This window comes from Wolbachia endosymbiont (group A) of Bombylius major (assembly GCF_947251895.1).
GTDB lineage: Bacteria > Pseudomonadota > Alphaproteobacteria > Rickettsiales > Anaplasmataceae > Wolbachia > Wolbachia pipientis.
Genome location: NZ_OX366395.1, coordinates 487,575 through 509,766 on the forward strand (window position 1 = coordinate 487,575; position 22,192 = coordinate 509,766).

Annotated in this window: 10 protein-coding genes and 7 pseudogenes; 8 read left to right on the top strand and 9 right to left on the bottom strand. The window is 35.1% G+C overall.

Annotation, left to right across the window (positions count from 1 at the left end):
* Positions 1 to 65: 65 nt before the first annotated feature.
* The 4 genes from OPR49_RS02215 to OPR49_RS02230 all read right to left on the bottom strand — a co-directional run bounded on the left by OPR49_RS02215 (position 66) and on the right by OPR49_RS02230 (position 4,964).
* A complete protein-coding gene (locus OPR49_RS02215; protein ID WP_265027331.1) occupies positions 66 to 830 on the bottom strand; it encodes an ankyrin repeat domain-containing protein in 765 nt (254 codons plus the stop codon).
* Between the two features lie 209 nt (positions 831 to 1,039).
* Positions 1,040 to 3,559: an ankyrin repeat domain-containing protein gene (locus OPR49_RS02220; protein ID WP_265027332.1), complete on the bottom strand. Its 2,520-nt coding sequence runs from the start codon at positions 3,557 to 3,559 to the stop codon at positions 1,040 to 1,042.
* Positions 3,560 to 4,277: 718 nt separating this feature from the next.
* A complete protein-coding gene (locus OPR49_RS02225; protein ID WP_265027333.1) occupies positions 4,278 to 4,691 on the bottom strand; it encodes a hypothetical protein in 414 nt (137 codons plus the stop codon).
* A gap of 84 nt (positions 4,692 to 4,775) precedes the next feature.
* Complete coding sequence (locus tag OPR49_RS02230; RefSeq protein ID WP_265027334.1) at positions 4,776 to 4,964, bottom strand: hypothetical protein; 189 nt, start codon at positions 4,962 to 4,964, stop codon at positions 4,776 to 4,778.
* 287 nt (positions 4,965 to 5,251) lie between these two features.
* Between OPR49_RS02230 and OPR49_RS02235 the strand changes: the two genes are divergently transcribed.
* Complete coding sequence (locus tag OPR49_RS02235) at positions 5,252 to 8,017, top strand: latrotoxin-related protein (RefSeq protein ID WP_265027335.1); 2,766 nt, start codon at positions 5,252 to 5,254, stop codon at positions 8,015 to 8,017.
* Here the strand turns inward: OPR49_RS02235 and OPR49_RS02240 are convergent.
* Positions 7,962 to 8,765: pseudogene (locus OPR49_RS02240) on the bottom strand (IS256 family transposase); the annotation flags it as partial. The gene OPR49_RS02235 and the pseudogene OPR49_RS02240 sit on opposite strands and share 56 nt — an antisense overlap.
* A gap of 66 nt (positions 8,766 to 8,831) precedes the next feature.
* Between OPR49_RS02240 and OPR49_RS02245 the strand changes: the two are divergent.
* Entirely contained in the window at positions 8,832 to 10,070 is a 1,239-nt protein-coding gene (locus OPR49_RS02245) for an IS256 family transposase (RefSeq protein ID WP_265026724.1), read from the top strand.
* Positions 10,071 to 10,103: 33 nt separating this feature from the next.
* Here the strand turns inward: OPR49_RS02245 and OPR49_RS02250 are convergent.
* The 3 genes and pseudogenes from OPR49_RS02250 to OPR49_RS02260 form a co-directional block, all read right to left on the bottom strand.
* Positions 10,104 to 10,553: pseudogene (locus OPR49_RS02250) on the bottom strand (transposase); the annotation flags it as partial.
* A 390-nt stretch (positions 10,554 to 10,943) separates the two neighbouring features.
* Positions 10,944 to 12,245, bottom strand: coding sequence for a hypothetical protein (locus OPR49_RS02255; RefSeq protein WP_265027336.1), 1,302 nt, complete (start codon positions 12,243 to 12,245; stop codon positions 10,944 to 10,946).
* 324 nt (positions 12,246 to 12,569) lie between these two features.
* A pseudogene (locus tag OPR49_RS02260) lies at positions 12,570 to 12,758 on the bottom strand (hypothetical protein); the annotation flags it as partial.
* A 73-nt stretch (positions 12,759 to 12,831) separates the two neighbouring features.
* Here OPR49_RS02260 and OPR49_RS02265 point away from each other — a divergent pair.
* The 5 genes and pseudogenes from OPR49_RS02265 to OPR49_RS02285 form a co-directional block, all read left to right on the top strand.
* Positions 12,832 to 13,920: pseudogene (locus OPR49_RS02265) on the top strand (IS481 family transposase).
* A 33-nt stretch (positions 13,921 to 13,953) separates the two neighbouring features.
* Positions 13,954 to 14,142: pseudogene (locus OPR49_RS02270) on the top strand (IS5-like element ISSoc13 family transposase); the annotation flags it as partial.
* Positions 14,143 to 14,283: 141 nt separating this feature from the next.
* A complete protein-coding gene (locus tag OPR49_RS02275; RefSeq protein WP_265027337.1) occupies positions 14,284 to 18,174 on the top strand; it encodes a hypothetical protein in 3,891 nt (1,296 codons plus the stop codon).
* 35 nt (positions 18,175 to 18,209) lie between these two features.
* Complete coding sequence (locus tag OPR49_RS02280) at positions 18,210 to 19,091, top strand: hypothetical protein (RefSeq protein WP_265027338.1); 882 nt, start codon at positions 18,210 to 18,212, stop codon at positions 19,089 to 19,091.
* 407 nt (positions 19,092 to 19,498) lie between these two features.
* A pseudogene (locus OPR49_RS02285) lies at positions 19,499 to 19,960 on the top strand (transposase); the annotation flags it as partial.
* 33 nt (positions 19,961 to 19,993) lie between these two features.
* On the opposite strand, the gene OPR49_RS02290 reads toward OPR49_RS02285, so the two are convergent.
* Positions 19,994 to 21,232 (bottom strand): IS256 family transposase, encoded by a 1,239-nt coding sequence (locus tag OPR49_RS02290; RefSeq protein ID WP_265026724.1) that lies wholly within the window; start codon positions 21,230 to 21,232, stop codon positions 19,994 to 19,996.
* A gap of 72 nt (positions 21,233 to 21,304) precedes the next feature.
* On the opposite strand from OPR49_RS02290, the pseudogene OPR49_RS02295 reads away from it, so the two are divergent.
* Positions 21,305 to 22,090 (top strand): annotated as a pseudogene (locus OPR49_RS02295) (IS256 family transposase); the annotation flags it as partial.
* Positions 22,091 to 22,192 lie beyond the last annotated feature (102 nt).

The following is a 22,192-nucleotide window of genomic DNA, read 5'->3' on the forward strand; positions in this document are numbered from 1 at the left end:
TTAGTTCTCTCACTAAAATATATCCGAGAGAACTTATACCTTCTTATCCTATCTTCTTCATACCTTTATTTTCTTAACTTGACGCGTATGGTTAATAGACACTCTATAATATTGTTGTTATCACTTGCGATTTGCAGGGGAGTTTTGCCATCATTATCCTTTATACTCAGATCAGCCCCATTTTTTACAAGTAAATCCATGATTTCCCTACTTTTACTAGTACAATAAGCAGCATAGTAGTGCAGTGGTGTTTTACCTTCTCTATCCTGTATATTAGGATTAGCGTGTAGACCCAATAGACAATCGACATCTTCATATCGACAATTATACAGGGCAGTATCATGCAAAGGTGTTTTACCTTTGTTATCCTTTATGTTTGGGTCAGCTCCTGCTTCCAGAAGATCATGCATATTCTCTTGTCCTACAAAGACATGTAGTAGTGTTGTTCCTAACCTGCTTCTTTTAAGGTTCAAAACAGTCTTTAGGTCTTCACTATTCTTGTTGTCTACCAAATACTGCTTAAGATTTGAAAAGTGATCATAGTCGTACTGAATTAAATCTTTTATAATACTATCTAGTAACTCTTTGTTTAACTTTTTTTGACTAGATATTAACTCTAAGTTGGGTGTATCAATGAGCCATTCGTATACTAGAGACTCTAAGTATTTTCTATCGTCTATCAAGGTATTTAAATAAGTTAAGTCTAGCTTGATGAAATTATAGTAATCATCTTGACTGTCCTGTGGTAGTAAATCAGTTGTTTTCGAAGCATGATGCTCAGAGCTTAATTCAAGTTCTGAGTTTTTCTCAATAGATTGATTAGAAACCATACTGTACCTCCTAGTCTAGATTAATATATTATGTAGAATATTTAGTATAAAGTCAAGCTAACTTAAGAATAATTCTTTCACTAAGATACTCTACAATATTACATGGAGAATGTATATTTTCTTTTCTTCTACACCCCCTCCTCTTAACTTAAGCTTATGGGTCACACCTTTGAACTTGCTAAAAGCTGAACGGGTACAAATTTAAGACTCTAAACACTATTTTGAGGAACTACACATTCAGGATCTTTTAAGACTTGATCAACTTCAATATTACTAAGTGCTGTATTTGCTTTATATGAACAGTAACATCCTGTTGCAAGAAAAATAAATGCAACTATAGCAAGCGTAATACATATTGCTAAGTAAGGTATTGTTAAACTTGCACCAACAGCAAATGCTACGGATAACACAAAAGAAACGGAAGCATAGGTCACTTGCTTTCTACTCTGAGCACTCATTGTTGAAGGTCTTTTGTTTTCGTTGTTTATATCAAGATCTTTTTCTTTGATAAGCAGATTATTTTTTGATAAAAGTTCATCTTTTTCTCTAGTAAGATCATCTATTTTCCCTTGTTGACTCGATTGTTCTTGTCTTAACTCATCTGTTAATTGTAAAACATTTCTCTTTGTATCATCCAGCTCTCTATTCTTTTCTTCAAGCTGAGTTTTTGTCTCTTCAAGATCCTGTTTAGTATTTTTAAGGATGTTTTCAAGGTTATCTCTTGTGTCAGCAAGTCCAGTTATCTGATCATTTAATTTGTTAATTACTTCCTTCTGTTCTGCGAATTGAACTTCTATACTCTTAAGTTCTTTAGTTTTTACCGATAATTCTTTCTGTAGCTTTTCAAGCTCAGTTTCCGTGCTACCAAGTTTCTCAGCTTTCTTGTCCAAGCTTTGCTGTATACCGATGAGCTTACCTTCCAGTTGACTTTTTTCTTCAGTAAGTTGAGCCACTCGACTAGTTTCTTCAGTTAGTCTTTTCTGCGTATCATTTAGTCCATGTTCCAAATTTGAAACTTTTTGTTTTACACTACTCAGCTCTTTATTCTTCTCTGCAAATCGTTGCTGTGCACTATTTAGCCTTTCCTCTAGTTGACTATTTTTGTCAGTAAGTTGATTTACTTGATCTGTCATCCTGCTAACCTCTTTTTCCTTTTCTGCAAACTGAGATTGTGCACTCTTAAGTTCATTAGTTTTCTCAATCAAGTTTTGCTGCACATTACTCAACTCCTGCTCTAACAGTAAAACTTTTTCATTTTCTTTACGCAATTGAGCTTCTACGTCTTTAAACTCTTCCTGTATTGTTGCTAGTTCTTTACTTGCACTTTTAAGTTCTTTAAGCTGATCCTGTGTACTATTGAGTATGTCAGTTTTTTTATTTAGTTCTTGCTTTGCACTATTCAGCTCCTGTTCTAACTGTACAACCTTTTGACTTGTGTCATCCAGCTCTTTATTTTTGTTGTCATGTTGTGTTTTTAGATCTTCGATTTGACTCTCTAGCTGTTTAATTTGACTTTTAACTTTATCTAGCTCTTTGTTTTGATCCTCCAGTATTGTATTTTGTGTTCTCAACCCTTGGATTTCATCTTCCAGATTTTTATTTTCTCTTTTAGACTTTTCCAGCTCTTGCTTTGTATTACCTAGCTCTCTCTCTTTCTCTTGGAACTCCTCTTCTGTCTTATGAAATTCCTTTTCAGATTGAGTAACTTCAGTATCAATCATCTTACCCCCCTTATAATTATTATTAATGGACTCCTGTATTGAATCCTTTTTTTCGTTTTCTTGCAAAACATTTTTTTCGGTTGCAGAAGTATCTTCATAATTGTTCTTTACACAAGGAAAAATGTCTTTATCTACACGGGGCTCAGTTGTTTCTGAGGAGACATTTTTACCAGTAATGCATAGAGAGTTATCGACATCATTATTTTTTACATAAGAAGCAACCTTCTTTAAACTTGCAAGACATTCAGATATTTCTTTGTAACCTCTTCGCATAGCAATATTGTCAAGATCATCGACACCATTATTTTTTACATCAAGAACAACCTTTTTTTCATCTATAAGATATTTGACCACTTGTAAATTACCATAACTAGCGGCAGTATGTAAAGGAGTATCGCCATTATCGTTCTTTACATCGGGAGCAACCTTTTTTTCATCTATAAGATATTTGACCACTTGTAAATTACCATAACTAGCGGCAGTATGTAAAGGAGTATCGCCATTATCGTTCTTTACATCGAGAGCAACCTTTTTTTCATCTATAAGATATTTGACCACTTGTAAATTACCATAACTAGCGGCAGTATGTAAAGGAGTATCGCCATTATCGTTCTTTACATCGGGAGCAACCTTTTTTTCATCTACAAAATATTTAACTATATCTAAGCAGCCATTGATAGTAGCCATATGTAAAGGAGTATTACCACAATCATCCTTCAACTTACTATTCAAGCGTTTTTGACTTATAAAATACTTAACTATATCCAAGTAACCATGATAAGCAGCTATATGTAGCAACGTAGTCGTTAGGTTAATTTGATAATTTGATCTGGTAAATGTTATGTTGAATTTGTGATCTAGTCTATATGCATTATTAGCCCAACCTTTGAATACGCTGTTATTTTGTTTATGTAACTCTTCCTTTATTATACTAATTAAATTTTTCCTGCTGGAGTTACTTGGAGCATCTACTTGATTAAAGATTTCTTTCCACCGGTTGGAGTCCATAAATTAGATAGTTTTGAAACACATACTTTCATTATTACACAACTCATATTAAGAGTCAAAAATTTTATATCTTCTCCTAAAATTAAGAACGGTTAACTTTTAGATAAAGAGAAAAATACACGTAAGATGTTTTGAGTTGGATGGAAGTAAATAGATAACATATTATGCATAATACATAATTATGAGTAAATCAAATTTAAACATAATATTTTTATTATTTTGCAACTTTTGAGTTTTTATAGTATAGCATTTCTCGTAATAGTCCGAATAGGGTAAGATATGTGCTTATGGCTATGGTAGGACAGTAGCATATTATGCTCTGTTCGGATTATTGTGAAAAGAGCTATAAGTTGAAATATTCACAACAGCTTTTCTTTAACTTAATAAAGAGACCTAACAAAATAGCACATCTGCAATTTTGATTTAGACGCGAGTTCCCGATTACGGATAAAGAACATCAATAGTTTGTAATTTTAACCACTAGACATTTTTAAATTGCTTATCGATTCAGCAAAGTTGAGAATTTTAATAATTTAGCCATGTGAGGTATGTAACAAACTACCATTTTAAAATTTGACCAGACTTAATTAAAAAAAGTCAAGATTTTTAGTAACTCATCTAAAATATAATACAAGATTTGCATTATAACTTGAATATAAGAAATAAAAGGATATTACTCAATAAGTAACATCCTTTTGAAGAAGGTGAGCTATTTTGTTTATATCGATGTTTGCAAAGATTGTCTCACCTGAATAGGCTCTTGGCCAGACATGTATGTAGAAGGTAGTTTTTGTTCTACTATTTTTTTCTGAGAATTTACTTTTCTCAATTGTGACCTAGCTTTATTCAAATCATCTGAAGAAATAATTATCTTCTCTGGTGTAGAAGGAGCAGATTCACCTCTTCCACTATCAGAACCACTGCGGTAACTGAAAGAACTGCTTTTAGAAGCAATACTGTCATCCCTACCACTTAACGTACTACTAACACTTAAATAGCTACTACTAGAAGCTAAACTACTAACAGAATCACTGCGAGTTAAAGTTCCACTAGACAAACCATCGAGATTTTGTTTTACAGTAGAATCATTGAAAACAGCTTCACTGAGATAACTTTGTGAAGATGAATTCACAACATTATCTAAATTAGTCAGTGAGGCACCTATATTTGGTACTTTTGGAGTTAATGCCTTAGTAAGGTTGCCAGTGCTATTACGTCATGCAACTCCTGGTCTTCCTCCTATTGTTGCAGTTGGTATTGTACCTGATTCAGACAAAGCTTGATACTTAACATTAGTATCTTCTCTTGCTTCTTCTCGCACTTTCTTACCTCCAAACAATGAGGACACTTTTTGTGTTAATGAAGTAGTTAGTTTTGCTTGCTTATGCTCTTCAGAATTTAGCAATCCGGCTGTGCTGCTAATAGTACTTACGGAATTTAGTGAATCACTTTTTGATAAGCTGGTAATAACCGAATCAGCTGGTTAATCAAGGACTTGAGTATTTACAGCAGCATAGTGATATTAAAAGGTATATTTTTCCAACTGGAAAACAAGTTACAGATTCTTGCTTACAAGTACCATATGATGCAATCGAATGTATTAGGCGTGGTGGATTGGACGGCAAGTGGTGCTTTGCCACACAAACAGTAACAAAATATTATCAAGAATGTGCAACCAAGTTTCAAGTAGATTTGAATAATGAAGTACTACTTGATAGCAAAATACCTGATATAAAATGGAGCAGAGCAAGACCAGATGACCCAAATGGTGGAGAGTTATTTTGTTTACCACAAGGAGATTATGAACCTGCTCCAAGTTATGGGTCCTATTTTTGTGAAAGTGCAATGGGGGTAAATGATTTAAATAGAAATAAAACTGGAAATTATACTCTTATTAATTTAGGAGAAGGTGATGATCATGCGAAAGGATTTGCAAATAGTCCTAATATCTTTGTAGTAAATGATGGATTCAAAAAATATTACGGTGGTAATAAAGATGATATATTCATTTTACAGGGAAGTGCTATAAAAGGGTACTTATCTGGAGAAGCTGGAATTAATACTTTGGATCTTACATCATTTGCTCGAGAAGAAGAGAGTATGAATGTGAGATTAGATATAGGTAGGGTTGAAGATTACGATCAGAATAATTCTCTTGGAATAAGTAGAATAAATAGATTCTTAGGTAGAAAAGATAAAGCAGATAAAGTATTTATTACATGCAATAGTGATACTAGTAATATTAAGTTTATAGATGGGCAAGATGGTAGTGAAAGGTTTAAAGATCAAATAGAAATATACGATGAAAATTGTGGCTATGAAATGCAGATAGTGATAAGGCCTAATACTGTTATACATAATCGAGCATTAGAGGGAAACTTTCATTATACTGTACCATATGGGCTTGGTAGTGCTAAAGTTGATTTTATTTATTCTTCTGAAGATTTGAATGTAAATAATACTTTTACATTTGAATATGAACCAGTTGAGATAAAAAATATTAATGTAAGAAATATCAATGTACTAAATAAGACTTCACATGTAATTACATTCAATTTTGCACCAATGTCGAATAAAGAATTTAATATAACAATTTCTGGTGCATTCAATCCTTCTTATAGATTAGGCAGCGGTAGTGAAATAAAAGTAGGAAATAAAGGTAACCTATATATGCTGCAGAATACTAATGAAGCTGTTGATGAAATTATAAAGGCTTACTTACCTGTAGCAAATCGACTCAGTAAGATGTCATTCCTTATACAATCACTAGCAAATAATGAAACGGTGGTGATAGGAAGTGGTAATTATGAGGTAATACACAACAATCCACTACATAAAAGTCATCTGGTTGGCAATGGTGGTGAAAACATATATGTGATTGATTCTACAGATAAGAAAATTGATAGACTTCCTGAAGTAGTGATTTACGATCTTGATGTAGAAAGTTCAGTAGATACAATTGACTTGAGAAATTTAGTGCAACAAGCAAAAGGTAAGTTATCGAATAAAGAAAGTTTTGAATTAAAAATTATAAAATTAGCAAATGATTTATTATTAAAAGGAGAAATAACTGAATTAAAGAAAAGAGAAGAATCATTGGCAAGTGGAATGAAAAAGTATGAGTATTTTACTGTAAGGCTAAAAGATGGGGTGAATTTGTATAACAAGACTCATGTAATTGTGAATAATGTTCCAATGGGAATAGACTTTGATAACAATGAGTGGAGTTTAAAACCATTACCTTTAGTGTTTGAAAGAGATAAAGAAATTATTATCGTAACCAGTCAAGATATAGAGGCAAACACTGAACTAATAACAGCAAAAAGAGCAGGAAACTATAAGTTTGTGCGTGAAAATGGTAATGATCTAGTAATAACTAATGCTTTTGACTATAATGTTGCTAAGAATGATCTATGCACAATAGTACTGAGTAAGTTTTATGAAACACCTAAAATGGCAACACTATCTATCAAGTTTGCTGATAAGGAAATAAACCTAAAAGATCATCAGGAGAAAATAAGTACTGCAAGGGATATAAATGTTGTAAAAAAAGAATATAAGGATCAAGTCTATAGTGATGTTTTCCATTACACAGGAAGTAAAGTAAGTCCGGAAGTGATGTTATCTGATCAACCTATGGGTCACAAGCATAGACACGAACATAGTAGACAGCAAACACGTCATCGTCGTCACCATCATAATAAGCAGGATTTATCACATGCAGTCGGAGAATTAAGTAATCAAGGTAATATAGCAGTAAGTAGTAGTACAAGGCTATCTTCACGTATAAATGATTTGTTTGGCTGGATAAAAAGCTCTATAGGTGGATTATTTAATTCTAAAGCTACTTCAGCTGAGGAAAGGCCGAAGACTACAAGTTCAATTTCACAAGTTGATGCAAAAATAGATGTGAATAGTACAATAATGTTACTTGATTTATTGATGAGAAAAGTTACAGGACAAAAATATATTTCTACGGTAGAGCAGCCGGTACCTTTGTTAGAAGCAAGAGGTTATGCGTTAAATATTACAGAGAGATTTGAGAAAGTAGTAGAGCAAGCTGCAAAGGGTAGCAAAATATCAATGCACCGGTCAAATATTGATTTTATGGAAATGGAGAAAGAGATTACTGGAAAAGTTATAGGTGGTAAATTTAATGAGATTGCAGGGGTTTTAAGTTCATATGTAGAGAAAGCATGCCCTGGTAGAGAAGCAGGATGTCCTGGTAAGTTAAGTTCGAAGAAATTTGACAAGTTTATAGCGCAATTTAATAAGGGGCTGGATGTTGTACTAAACCAATCAATACAACAGATATTACACAATGGAGATGGTACATTAGAAGTTGGTGGTGCAAAAAAACAGCAAATGGGGAATGTTCAAAAAAGTGTGTCAAAGCGCATTTTTAGTTCAACTCAATTTTCAATCTATCTGGAAAGAAAATATCAAGTTGAGACATAGTTAAAGCCCAATTAGGCAGAGCCATAGTCCATTTTTGCTCTACCTTCTTTATAGCACAATATACCTGTTTATACAAGGCATTTGTGCTGGTAAATGAGCCCTTGGTTTTAGTGAATTTTCTGATCTGTCTGTGCAGCCCCTCAATTGGATTTGTGGTGTAAATTAGCCTTCTAACTGGGCTAGAATACTTGAAATAACCAGATAAATTTTCCCAATTGTTCTGCCACGATTTTATAACTAAAGGATACTTTTCTCCCCATTTTTCTTCCAGCTCAAGTAAGTAATTTTCAGCAATTTCTTTACTTGTAGCACGATATATTTTTTTCAAATCATTCATGAAAACTTTCACATCTTTGCTGGATACATATTTTAGTGAATTTCTTATCTGATGCACTATACATAGCTGTACTTCTGCTTTAGGAAACGCACTATTTATAGCTGCAGGAAAGCTTTTTAGCCCATCTACACATGCAATCAGAATATCTTCTACTCCTCTTTCTTTGAGGTCATTTAGCACTCCCAACCAAAAGTTAGCTCCTTCACTTTCAGCCAAATAAAAGCCCAGGACTTCTTTTCTGCCATTTTGGTCTATGCCCAATATATTGTACATACATTTACTTACGCAATGTCCATCCTCTTTGACCTTAAAGAACATCCCATCCATAAATACTATCGGGTATACTGATTGCAGTGGACGACTACGCCATTCATTGATTATAGGCAGTAATTTGTCGGTAATACTGGGAATGTTCAAAAAAGTGTGTCAAACCGAAAAAAAAGTAATAAATTGATATAAAAAAATGGAGGTGTGACAATGAGTCAGAAAGTAGTAAACAGAACTAACGGATTGGTAGATTATAAAGAGTTGGAAACAAATATCCTGTCGTCTATACGAGAAGGAAGACCGTTGACAGGAAGGGAGGGAGCATTAACACCATTTATAAAAAAGCTGCTGGAGGCAAGTTTGGAAGGTGAAATAGAAAACCACTTATTAGCTGAAAGTGAAGAGAATAATCGAAGAAATGGGAGAAATGGAAAGACTTTACGGACAAGTGCCGGTTCATTTGAACTTTTGACGCCAAGGGATAGAGAAGGAAGTTTTGAGCCGCAAATAGTCAAAAAAAGGCAAACAAGCTTACATCCAGAGCTTGAAACGAAGATTTTGAGCACATTTGCCAGTGGTATGAGCTATAGAGATATAGCGTCACACGTTGAGGAAATTTATGATCACAAAATATCGGCGGCAGAGATATCAAGTATTACCGACAAATTACTGCCTATAATCAATGAATGGCGTAGTCGTCCACTGCAATCAGTATACCCGATAGTATTTATGGATGGGATGTTCTTTAAGGTCAAAGAGGATGGACATTGCGTAAGTAAATGTATGTACAATATATTGGGCATAGACCAAAATGGCAGAAAAGAAGTCCTGGGCTTTTATTTGGCTGAAAGTGAAGGAGCTAACTTTTGGTTGGGAGTGCTAAATGACCTCAAAGAAAGAGGAGTAGAAGATATTCTGATTGCATGTGTAGATGGGCTAAAAAGCTTTCCTGCAGCTATAAATAGTGCGTTTCCTAAAGCAGAAGTACAGCTATGTATAGTGCATCAGATAAGAAATTCACTAAAATATGTATCCAGCAAAGATGTGAAAGTTTTCATGAATGATTTGAAAAAAATATATCGTGCTACAAGTAAAGAAATTGCTGAAAATTACTTACTTGAGCTGGAAGAAAAATGGGGAGAAAAGTATCCTTTAGTTATAAAATCGTGGCAGAACAATTGGGAAAATTTATCTGGTTATTTCAAGTATTCTAGCCCAGTTAGAAGGCTAATTTACACCACAAATCCAATTGAGGGGCTACACAGACAGATCAGAAAATTCACTAAAACCAAGGGCTCATTTACCAGCACAAATGCCTTGTATAAACAGGTATATTGTGCTATAAAGAAGGTAGAGCAAAAATGGACTATGGCTCTGCCTAATTGGGCTTTAACTATGTCTCAACTTGATATTTTCTTTCCAGATAGATTGAAAATTGAGTTGAACTAAAAATGCGCTTTGACACACTTTTTTGAACATTCCCGTAATACTTGATATCTCTGCCGCCGATATTTTGTGATCATAAATTTCCTCAACGTGTGACGCTATATCTCTATAGCTCATACCACTGGCAAATGTGCTCAAAATCTTCGTTTCAAGCTCTGGATGTAAGCTTGTTTGCCTTTTTTTGACTATTTGCGGCTCAAAACTTCCTTCTCTATCCCTTGGCGTCAAAAGTTCAAATGAACCGGCACTTGTCCGTAAAGTCTTTCCATTTCTCCCATTTCTTCGATTATTCTCTTCACTTTCAGCTAATAAGTGGTTTTCTATTTCACCTTCCAAACTTGCCTCCAGCAGCTTTTTTATAAATGGTGTTAATGCTCCCTCCCTTCCTGTCAACGGTCTTCCTTCTCGTATAGACGACAGGATATTTGTTTCCAACTCTTTATAATCTACCAATCCGTTAGTTCTGTTTACTACTTTCTGACTCATTGTCACACCTCCATTTTTTTATATCAATTTATTACTTTTTTTTCGGTTTGACACACTTTTTTGAACATTCCCAAGGTATGGCGTTCTTTTCGTTCTCCATCTTCCTGGCTCTGATGATGCCATTGTTGAAAGTTGACGATTCTTATCTGCCCACTCCGATACTTTTAGCGGTGGATCTGGCTTTAATCCTGCATAGAAACTACTACTATATATCATCTGCTGTCATTTTCTATTTTTTACGGCTAATACTAAATCTCATCGGTAATAGCACTTTTTGCCCATGTATCGAAGTTTCCCAATAACAAGTATAAAAGTGAACTTTGATTAAACGATGTTACAGTAGACTTCTTTTATAGCTGTTACAGTACAGAAACCTCTTTGTTGGCTCTGTTAACCAATACTATACACAGCATCCTTACAATTGTGAGATTCAACCACTACTTGCTCTAGCGTTAAACTGCTACACTTAGCTTCCTTGCCGTGATTTTGTGTAAGCACTTTTGTCCTTTCTTCCTTTATTTCCTCAATCAATTTCTCATTAACCTTTTCAGGCTCAATCCTTTCTTCAGAATATACAAGGTTAGTACAATTTGTTTTTCTGTAGTAATGTACTCCAAGGCATATAATTAGTAATCCAACCATACTCGAGCCTATTAGTAACGATAATCCTATATTATTACTTAAAGGATTTTGATAAAATGTTTTTACGTTATTAACTCCACCTATTGCAAGTAGTCCTAATGGAAGTGCTATATTTGTAGCTACTGCTGCTGTCAATAGCGCTGTAAATATTGGCCTATCTTTGATTACTGCTTCTACTTTATTCCTTCTACTAATTATTTTTTCATCAATGTTAATGAAGTTTTTTTCACTTTTCCAAGCGTTAAGTGTAAAATTTGAATGAGTACCGTTGCTGTATTCCAGTCTTACTGATTTTATCACTTTATCCTTTCGCTGGTACTCCAACACTTTATTCAAAGTTTCATTCGCATTTTTTCCCTGTATTTGACATTCTTCAGTACTTTTAAATTGCTTCACTGCACAAAGTATCGGACTAATTGTAAGTAATGAAGCAATTGCAATAATTGGTATAGTTATATAGAAAGGGTTGTTTGCAAAAAATGCGATAAATTGCGCTTTATCCTGTAAATATACTAAAGCTGCAGATGTGCTAAGTGCAAGAGCAGTGACACTGAAAATTATAAATCCTTTCTGCTGCACTGCATACTTTACTCTCGGCAAAATTCTATTTGTTTTTTTTTCTGTTTTAATTAATGGAGTTTCTGAATTTACTTCTCCATCACTTTTTTCTGTTGAGCTAGTTGAAAGTATAACTGGACTATCATGATTTAATGGTATATCCTCCCATTCTTGACTACCGTAAAACTCACTCGTTTCTGTTACTTGAGAATTTGACCTTTTCACCTCTGCACTTCTATTATCTATTCCACTATCACTTTCTAAACTCCTCTTTGAAGATTTTTTACTTTGATCTTCTGTACTCAGACAAATGGTTTGTATTGACTCATCGCTACTTAATTCCGTTTCACCATCCAATGCCTCTTCAAATGTGTCTTCATATGAGGTACCATTGATACGTGGTGGCTTTGGTGGTTCAATAGACCGTAAAATATTTACCCTATCCTTTTCTGCTGTTCTAGGCGGAGGTGGATTGCCACTATTTGCTCTCAATGGTATTCTTCCAGTGAACTGCATGAGCCCGAATTCTCGACTGTCCATTATATTTGATCCAAAATTGATTATTATGCTGCGTTTATTACGTTACATTTATTAAAATACAGTAAATATCAGTAATTTTATTTTACCATTAACATCTATAGTTCTTTTGCACATTATAACGCTATCTGCCTCAACTTTTGCACTTTTATGTCTTTCAGCGTAAAAGGTATTCTCTATCTACATCTGCTGATGCCTTACTTAAAATGAGTATTGCAAGCAGTATATGGATTAAACTTATTAGATTAATTAATTGCTTTCTTAATAATCTTGTCGTCATTAAAATGTATTTTCCACCAATCCTTCCAACGCAGTTCTGATTTCCTCAGTCAGTGTCTCATGGACCTTTTCTCTATCATTCATCGATGCCAGTAATGCTGATACTCTGTCTGGCATGTTTAAAAGATTGTTTCTTACTACTCTTGCAACATTAAATGCTTCTGTCTTTACTTCTTCTACTGAGATAAGTTGTATTAAACAGGACTTGATATGACACTTTAAAAAAGTAAGTTAAGAATAATAAAAATAAGGAGTGTTAGAAATGAGTACAATACAAACAAAAATACTAAAACCAAAACTAGGATTACTAGAGCTAGCAAAACAATTAGGAAATGTGTCTCAAGCGTGCAAAGTGATGGGATACTCAAGAGATACATTTTATCGATTCAAGGAGTTATATGAAAATGGGGGAGAAGAAGCATTACATGAAATAAGTAAGAAAAAACCGCTATTAGCAAACAGAGTTTCGGAAGATATAGAAAGAGCAATAATTGGCATAGCTACAGAATTTCCTGCATATGGACAAGAAAGAGCTGCAAATGAGCTGAGAAAAAGAGGTATAATAATTTCCCAAGGAGGAGTAAGATCTGTATAGCTAAGAAATGACCTTGAAACTTTGAAAAAGAGACTTAAAGCACTGGAGGCAAAAGTAGCTCAAGACGGAATCATTTTAACTGAAGAACAACTTGCAGCTTTAGAAAAAGTGAAAGAACAAAGGGAAGCTCATGGTGAAATTGAGACGCAACATCCAGGTTATTTGGGTTCTCAAGATACCTATTATGTGGGCAATATCAAAGGCATAGGGCGCATTTATCAGCAAACTTTTGTTGATACTTATTCCAGAGTTGCAATGGTTAAACTTTACACGGACAGAACAGCTATTACAGCTGCAGATCTTCTTAACGATAGAGTTATCCCATTTTTTGATGAGCAGAGAATTCCATTATTACGCATTCTAACTGATAGGGGTACGGAGTATTGTGGCAAGCCCGAAAATCACGCTTATCAGCTATATTTAGGAATCGAAAATATCGATCATTCTAGAACCAAAGCCAACTCTCCACAAACTAATGGCATATGTGAAAGATTCCATAGAACTATGCAAGATGAGTGTTACAATATTATCTTTAGAAAGAAAATCTACTATTCTTTGGAGGATCTACAGATCGATGTTGATCATTGGTTGCGTTCTTACAATGAGACAAGGCCTCACTCAGGCAAATACTGCTATGGCAAAACACCTATGCAAACGTTTTTTGACAGTAAACATATTGCTTTTCAGAAAAATATTAGTAGCATTAAACAACAGCCTGATATTAGTTTTGACTACGTCAATTCTTCTGTCAGTTAATTCTTCTCTGTCAGATTAAATCTTGTCTTTTACATTCCTCCGAAGCGTAATCGAAAAGTGCAGAGGGGTTACGATAAACACGTTTATAAAGAGCGTCATTTAATTGAGTGTTTTTTCGGTAAAATTAAGAACTTTAGGCGTATCTTTTCCAGATTCGATAAAACGGCTGAGGTTTTTATGGGTTTTCTAAATTTTGTCGGGGCTCTTGTATGGCTTCTCTAAAATTTTGTCCACAGAGCCTAGTTTTCTTGGAATCAATTGGTCCTGTACCATACAGATACCCTGAACATGTCACTACCATTAACAATTAATTCATATTTATAAAATACTCATCTAAAGTACTATCTTTAAAAGTAGCTAAAAATGCGTCTTAATTTAGAACCAAAGTACATTTACTTTGACAATACAAACCCTATTGCAGCCATCAAAATAAATGACACAGTAATAGTCAGTTTACCTTATCAATTTTATGCTTTTGATAATTCTGGTTTTATTATACATAGTTTGAGCCCGCGGATAAAAGGGAGAGTAACTGGATTTAGGGAGCTACGAATAAAGCTAGACAATGATAAACTAGTTTTAGTTAATGATCGTAGAGAATATTATTATTACAACGAGAAGCAGATTGGAGAATATTTCATGATAAACAACAATCCAACTAGCACTTTGGTACCTCATGTACTCATTGGTAATAGCCATAGCTTTGGTAATTTTGTTTATCCGGTTTATATAAATTACGAAGATATAATAAGTAATAAAAGTATAAGGTCTATTATACAATATCTTGAAAAACATAATTGTACATTTTCACTACGTCCTGGAGGAGAAATCTTTCCAAAGGGAAATTCAATTGATCAACATTATAAAAGCGTTGAAATATACGATTGTGAGGATAAAAAAATCGGTAGACTGAATAGTGTTGTCTCTACACTAGATATGGAAGGTAATAACCTTAAACTCTTCCCTTTTTATGAAATAGAAAGCTTGAAAGATGTTTACTTTACGGCAGAAAAGTTACTTAATAACTATATTGGCTGTATATCATATAAAAATGGGACATGTATTAATTTTCATGGTTTAGAACCTGTATTTATATCATATAACTATGATTATGATTCAGGTTTATACCCATATTACTATAACTTAGAAAATCTTGATAACTTTTTGGAGGTTAATGTGGTAAATCTTAGGGCGTATTTAGAGTTAGAAAATCAGGTTAGGCTCTTAAAAAATAAAATTCAAGAATTAATGTATACTGGAATAAAAGGTCAAAAAGGTGAACCAGGTACTACGGGTCAAGATGCTTTGCCAGGCCTTCCAGGTCTATCAGGACCTAAAGGTGATAGTGGTATTCCAGGTATTGGCCCAAAAGGTGAGCCAGGCATCCATGGTCCCCGAGGGCTACAAGGCCAAAAAGGTGATAGTGGTATTCCAGGTATTGGCCCAAAAGGTGAGCCAGGCATCCATGGTCCCCGAGGGCTACAAGGCCAAAAAGGTGATAGTGGTATTCCAGGTATTGGCCCAAAAGGTGAGCCAGGCATCCATGGTCCCCGAGGGCTACAAGGCCAAAAAGGTGATAGTGGTATTCCAGGTATTGGCCCAAAAGGTGAGCCAGGCATCCATGGTCCCCGAGGGCTACAAGGCCAAAAAGGTGATAGTGGTATTCCAGGTATTGGCCCAAAAGGTGAGCCAGGCATTCTTGGTCCTCAAGGGCCACAAGGACAAAAAGGTGAGAGAGGTTATCTAGGTCCAAAAGGTGAAACGGGAAAAACAGGATTAATAGGTTTTCCTGGTCCTCAAGGGCCACAAGGACAAAAAGGTGAGAGAGGTTATCTAGGTCCAAAAGGTGAAACGGGAAAAACAGGATTAATAGGTTTTCCTGGTCCTCAAGGGCCACAAGGACAAAAAGGTGAGAGAGGTTATCTAGGTTCAAAAGGTGAAACGGGAAAAACAGGATTAATAGGTTTTCCTGGTCCAAAGGGTGATCAAGGAATACCAGGATTAAGTATAGTGGGCATGAAAGGTGAACCTGGAAAAACAGGGTTAAAAGGTGAAAAAGGAGATGTAGGCGTGGGTCTTCAGGGTCATAAAGGTGACAAAGGTGAGCAAGGTCCTGCAGGTTTACAAGGGAACCTAGGACCTAAAGGACTACAAGGACCAAGAGGTTGGAAAGGATTAAAAGGTGAGCGTGGTGTGGATGGATTACAAGGAGAAACTGGCCCTAAAGGTAATCAAGGAGATACAGGTCTGGTAGGTCCTAAAGGCGATATAGGTGGAAAAGGAGATGTTGGATTGCCTGGAGCGAAAGGTGAGACAGGTAATCATGGTCCAGTGGGTACTAAAGGAGACAAAGGTGAACAAGGTATTCAAGGTTTGCAAGGATTAAAAGGTGAGCGTGGTGTGGATGGATTACAAGGAGAAACTGGCCCTAAAGGTAATCAAGGAGATACAGGTCTGGTAGGTCCTAAAGGCGATATAGGTGGAAAAGGAGATGTTGGATTGCCTGGAGCGAAAGGTGAGACAGGTAATCATGGTCCAGTGGGTACTAGAGGAGACAAAGGTGAACAAGGTATTCAAGGTTTGCAAGGATTAAAAGGTGAGCGTGGTGTGGATGGATTACAAGGAGAAACTGGCCCTAAAGGTAATCAAGGAGATACAGGTCTGGTAGGTCCTAAAGGCGATATAGGTGGAAAAGGAGATGTTGGATTGCCTGGAGCGAAAGGTGAGACAGGTAATCATGGTCCAGTGGGTACTAAAGGAGACAAAGGTGAACAAGGTATTCAAGGTTTGCAAGGATTAAAAGGTGAGCGTGGTGTGGATGGATTACAAGGAGAAACTGGCCCTAAAGGTAATCAAGGAGATACAGGTCTGGTAGGTCCTAAAGGCGATATAGGTGGAAAAGGAGATGTTGGATTGCCTGGAGCGAAAGGTGAGACAGGTAATCATGGTCCAGTGGGTACTAAAGGAGACAAAGGTGAACAAGGTATTCAAGGTTTGCAAGGATTAAAAGGTGAGCGTGGTGTGGATGGATTACAAGGAGAAACTGGCCCTAAAGGTAATCAAGGAGATACAGGTCTGGTAGGTCCTAAAGGCGATATAGGTGGAAAAGGAGATGTTGGATTGCCTGGAGCGAAAGGTGAGACAGGTAATCGTGGTCCAGTGGGTACTAAAGGAGACAAAGGTGAACAAGGTATTCAAAGCCCAAGAGGCTTCAACGGTACACAAGGTATTCCTGGTTCACAAGGATTAAAAGGTGATCAAGGGAATACTGGAATTCCTGGTCCTAAAGGGGATAGGGGTAAAATGGGATTACCAGGACCAAAAGGAGAAATTGGCCCTCAAGGTCCAAAGGGAGAAGATGGAATAGGATCTGAATTGGTCGATAAGTTTTTGCTTGAGATCAATAAAACAAAAATTGAAATTCAGGTTGCTCAAAAAGCAGCAGGGGTAGCTAAAAATGCTTCTGAAAAATCTGCTAAAGAAGCTCAAGAGGCTGAAAATAAGACTATAGAATTACATAGTGAAGTAGTAAAGTTGAAAAACATAACTGAAATTATAAAAAAGGATGCCGAAAAATTTGCAAGCAATGCACAGGTATTCAAGGCCAATACTGAAGCCCTTTATAATCAAATAAAAGATATCTTTTGTAAGCCAGAATTGAGAGATCAAGTTTGTGCTGTTCCTAGAAAGAAAAGGGAAATTGGAAAATCAAATAATCTACCAGTGAAAAGCGGAGCAAGCAGGTCAACTTCATTTATATCAAAAGTAATAAATTACTTTTATCCTTTTGTAGTAGAAGATGAGTATAAAGTAAAGAATAAAATACAGGAGCTTAATCAAGTGGCAAAAATAGTAAATGCAGCAGATATTGTGGTAAGATTTGAAAAGGTATTAAGAGAAACAGCTTTAAAATGTGGAATTGCAAATAAAAGCTTAAATTTTGATCCATTAAAACTAGAGAAAAAGATTCTAAGTAAGGTATTATTTAATGATGAAAATCTTAATGAGTTATCTAAACTCTTGCGTTCAGCTGCAGCAGAAGCTTGTCCACACTATAAACAAACAGATAAATTTTTGGATACTTTTGAAGATAGTATGAAAAGGGAATTAAAAAACAATAAACAACAAATAGGTTGTATTAATACTGAGAAAATAGCAACAGAAAATGAAATGCCAAGAAGTTTTATTAGTGATATAGCGCCTCCGAGGAGCTTAAGTGCTATTAATCATAATATTGTTGGCTATTTAGGGTAACAAAAGTTGTTAGAGTAATTTTGAATGGAGATATTATGGCAAAACATGAATTCATTATAGATAAAGATAACCAGGATAAAACTGCTATTCCATATTATAGATTATTTTTGGATAATAATGATTATGTTATTCATTCACATCTTGGTAGGGTAAAAATACCGAATTGTGATGGCTTAAAATTAAGGTGGAACAGTGGAAAAAAAACAATAGTTTTATATCAAAATGAATCACCTCTGAAATTAGATGGTGATCGGGACTTTATTATAGGTCAAGACGATATTATAGGTAATAAAGATCGTATCATTTCAATTCTTCAGAGTACAGAGCAAGGGATAGATATTATACTGCATGAGATATCTGGTAATAATTCATTTGGTATGAGTTTATTATCCCCTTATAAGCCTAATCATACTTCTGAGGAGCTTGGGCTATTAAAATTTGTCGATTATAATGACAAAAATGATCAATCATTACAATACCTCAAAAAAGGAGCAGGCAAACTTAATATTAGAATAGTAGATAATCAAATCGATATATCACAATCTGAATTAGACAAAAATTCAAAAGATTCTCCACAATCAACTAATTATTCAGAAACAGATGATCAAGATAAAAACACAGAAAAGAAAAATCAGGAAGATATTGATGCAAAGACTAAAGCTGTAGATTACATTAGCACATCTAAAGAGTATAATGCACCTACACAAACAGAAGAACAGACAAGCACTTCTGAAAGTTTTTTTAGCATGCTTATGCATACTATTCCATTGTTTATAATATTTTTCAGTAGTCTTTTCTCATGTTTGTTTTGGTTTATTGGAGAAAAGACTGATGAACCTCAACAACAGGATTGTGATCAATTGTTTAGCAAAGATGACAGTAATAACGATGATCAGATTGATCCGTATCTTTTTTAATATATTCTTTAATTTCAAAATATATTTTATTAAAAAGTCAATGATCTTGCTATTTCCAACAACGGAACAATCTGTTGTGAGAACTGTTCGTTTTGGAGTGGATTGGTCTACCGCTGGATTCGTGTGAACTTTTATTTATAACAACTTTGCTATACCCTAAAACCACCTATATTAGCTCACTTCCACCATATTTACATACGAACTAACTTGTTTGGCTTTGTTGCAATAACTTTGCACTTTTATTTTTATAAACCTATTTTTACACAACGTGTTCTCACAAATATACGTACTATTTTTATATTTTTGAAAAAAGTAAATAATTCAACTTTTTATGGGGGAATGTTCAAAAAAGTGTGTCAAACCGAAAAAAAAGTAATAAATTGATATAAAAAAATGGAGGTGTGACAATGAGTCAGAAAGTAGTAAACAGAACTAACGGATTGGTAGATTATAAAGAGTTGGAAACAAATATCCTGTCGTCTATACGAGAAGGAAGACCGTTGACAGGAAGGGAGGGAGCATTAACACCATTTATAAAAAAGCTGCTGGAAGCAAGTTTGGAAGGTGAAATAGAAAACCACTTATTAGCTGAAAGTGAAGAGAATAATCGAAGAAATGGGAGAAATGGAAAGACTTTACGGACAAGTGCCGGTTCATTTGAACTTTTGACGCCAAGGGATAGAGAAGGAAGTTTTGAGCCGCAAATAGTCAAAAAAAGGCAAACAAGCTTACATCCAGAGCTTGAAACGAAGATTTTGAGCACATTTGCCAGTGGTATGAGCTATAGAGATATAGCGTCACACGTTGAGGAAATTTATGATCACAAAATATCGGCGGCAGAGATATCAAGTATTACCGACAAATTACTGGGAATGTTCAAAAAAGTGTGTCAAAGCGCATTTTTAGTTCAACTCAATTTTCAATCTATCTGGAAAGAAAATATCAAGTTGAGACATAGTTAAAGCCCAATTAGGCAGAGCCATAGTCCATTTTTGCTCTACCTTCTTTATAGCACAATATACCTGTTTATACAAGGCATTTGTGCTGGTAAATGAGCCCTTGGTTTTAGTGAATTTTCTGATCTGTCTGTGCAGCCCCTCAATTGGATTTGTGGTGTAAATTAGCCTTCTAACTGGGCTAGAATACTTGAAATAACCAGATAAATTTTCCCAATTGTTCTGCCACGATTTTATAACTAAAGGATACTTTTCTCCCCATTTTTCTTCCAGCTCAAGTAAGTAATTTTCAGCAATTTCTTTACTTGTAGCACGATATATTTTTTTCAAATCATTCATGAAAACTTTCACATCTTTGCTGGATACATATTTTAGTGAATTTCTTATCTGATGCACTATACATAGCTGTACTTCTGCTTTAGGAAACGCACTATTTATAGCTGCAGGAAAGCTTTTTAGCCCATCTACACATGCAATCAGAATATCTTCTACTCCTCTTTCTTTGAGGTCATTTAGCACTCCCAACCAAAAGTTAGCTCCTTCACTTTCAGCCAAATAAAAGCCCAGGACTTCTTTTCTGCCATTTTGGTCTATGCCCAATATATTGTACATACATTTACTTACGCAATGTCCATCCTCTTTGACCTTAAAGAACATCCCATCCATAAATACTATCGGGTATACTGATTGCAGTGGACGACTACGCCATTCATTGATTATAGGCAGTAATTTGTCGGTAATACTTGATATCTCTGCCGCCGATATTTTGTGATCATAAATTTCCTCAACGTGTGACGCTATATCTCTATAGCTCATACCACTGGCAAATGTGCTCAAAATCTTCGTTTCAAGCTCTGGATGTAAGCTTGTTTGCCTTTTTTTGACTATTTGCGGCTCAAAACTTCCTTCTCTATCCCTTGGCGTCAAAAGTTCAAATGAACCGGCACTTGTCCGTAAAGTCTTTCCATTTCTCCCATTTCTTCGATTATTCTCTTCACTTTCAGCTAATAAGTGGTTTTCTATTTCACCTTCCAAACTTGCTTCCAGCAGCTTTTTTATAAATGGTGTTAATGCTCCCTCCCTTCCTGTCAACGGTCTTCCTTCTCGTATAGACGACAGGATATTTGTTTCCAACTCTTTATAATCTACCAATCCGTTAGTTCTGTTTACTACTTTCTGACTCATTGTCACACCTCCATTTTTTTATATCAATTTATTACTTTTTTTTCGGTTTGACACACTTTTTTGAACATTCCCAAATTACTGCCTATAATCAATGAATGGCGTAGTCGTCCACTGCAATCAGTATACCCGATAGTATTTATGGATGGGATGTTCTTTAAGGTCAAAGAGGATGGACATTGCGTAAGTAAATGTATGTACAATATATTGGGCATAGACCAAAATGGCAGAAAAGAAGTCCTGGGCTTTTATTTGGCTGAAAGTGAAGGAGCTAACTTTTGGTTGGGAGTGCTAAATGACCTCAAAGAAAGAGGAGTAGAAGATATTCTGATTGCATGTGTAGATGGGCTAAAAAGCTTTCCTGCAGCTATAAATAGTGCGTTTCCTAAAGCAGAAGTACAGCTATGTATAGTGCATCAGATAAGAAATTCACTAAAATATGTATCCAGCAAAGATGTGAAAGTTTTCATGAATGATTTGAAAAAAATATATCGTGCTACAAGTAAAGAAATTGCTGAAAATTACTTACTTGAGCTGGAAGAAAAATGGGGAGAAAAGTATCCTTTAGTTATAAAATCGTGGCAGAACAATTGGGAAAATTTATCTGGTTATTTCAAGTATTCTAGCCCAGTTAGAAGGCTAATTTACACCACAAATCCAATTGAGGGGCTGCACAGACAGATCAGAAAATTCACTAAAACCAAGGGCTCATTTACCAGCACAAATGCCTTGTATAAACAGGTATATTGTGCTATAAAGAAGGTAGAGCAAAAATGGACTATGGCTCTGCCTAATTGGGCTTTAACTATGTCTCAACTTGATATTTTCTTTCCAGATAGATTGAAAATTGAGTTGAACTAAAAATGCGCTTTGACACACTTTTTTGAACATTCCCTTTTATGGTGCTAAATGAGATGTCTGTTTAAAAACATTTTGCCCATAAAAAACACTTTTCTACTATGC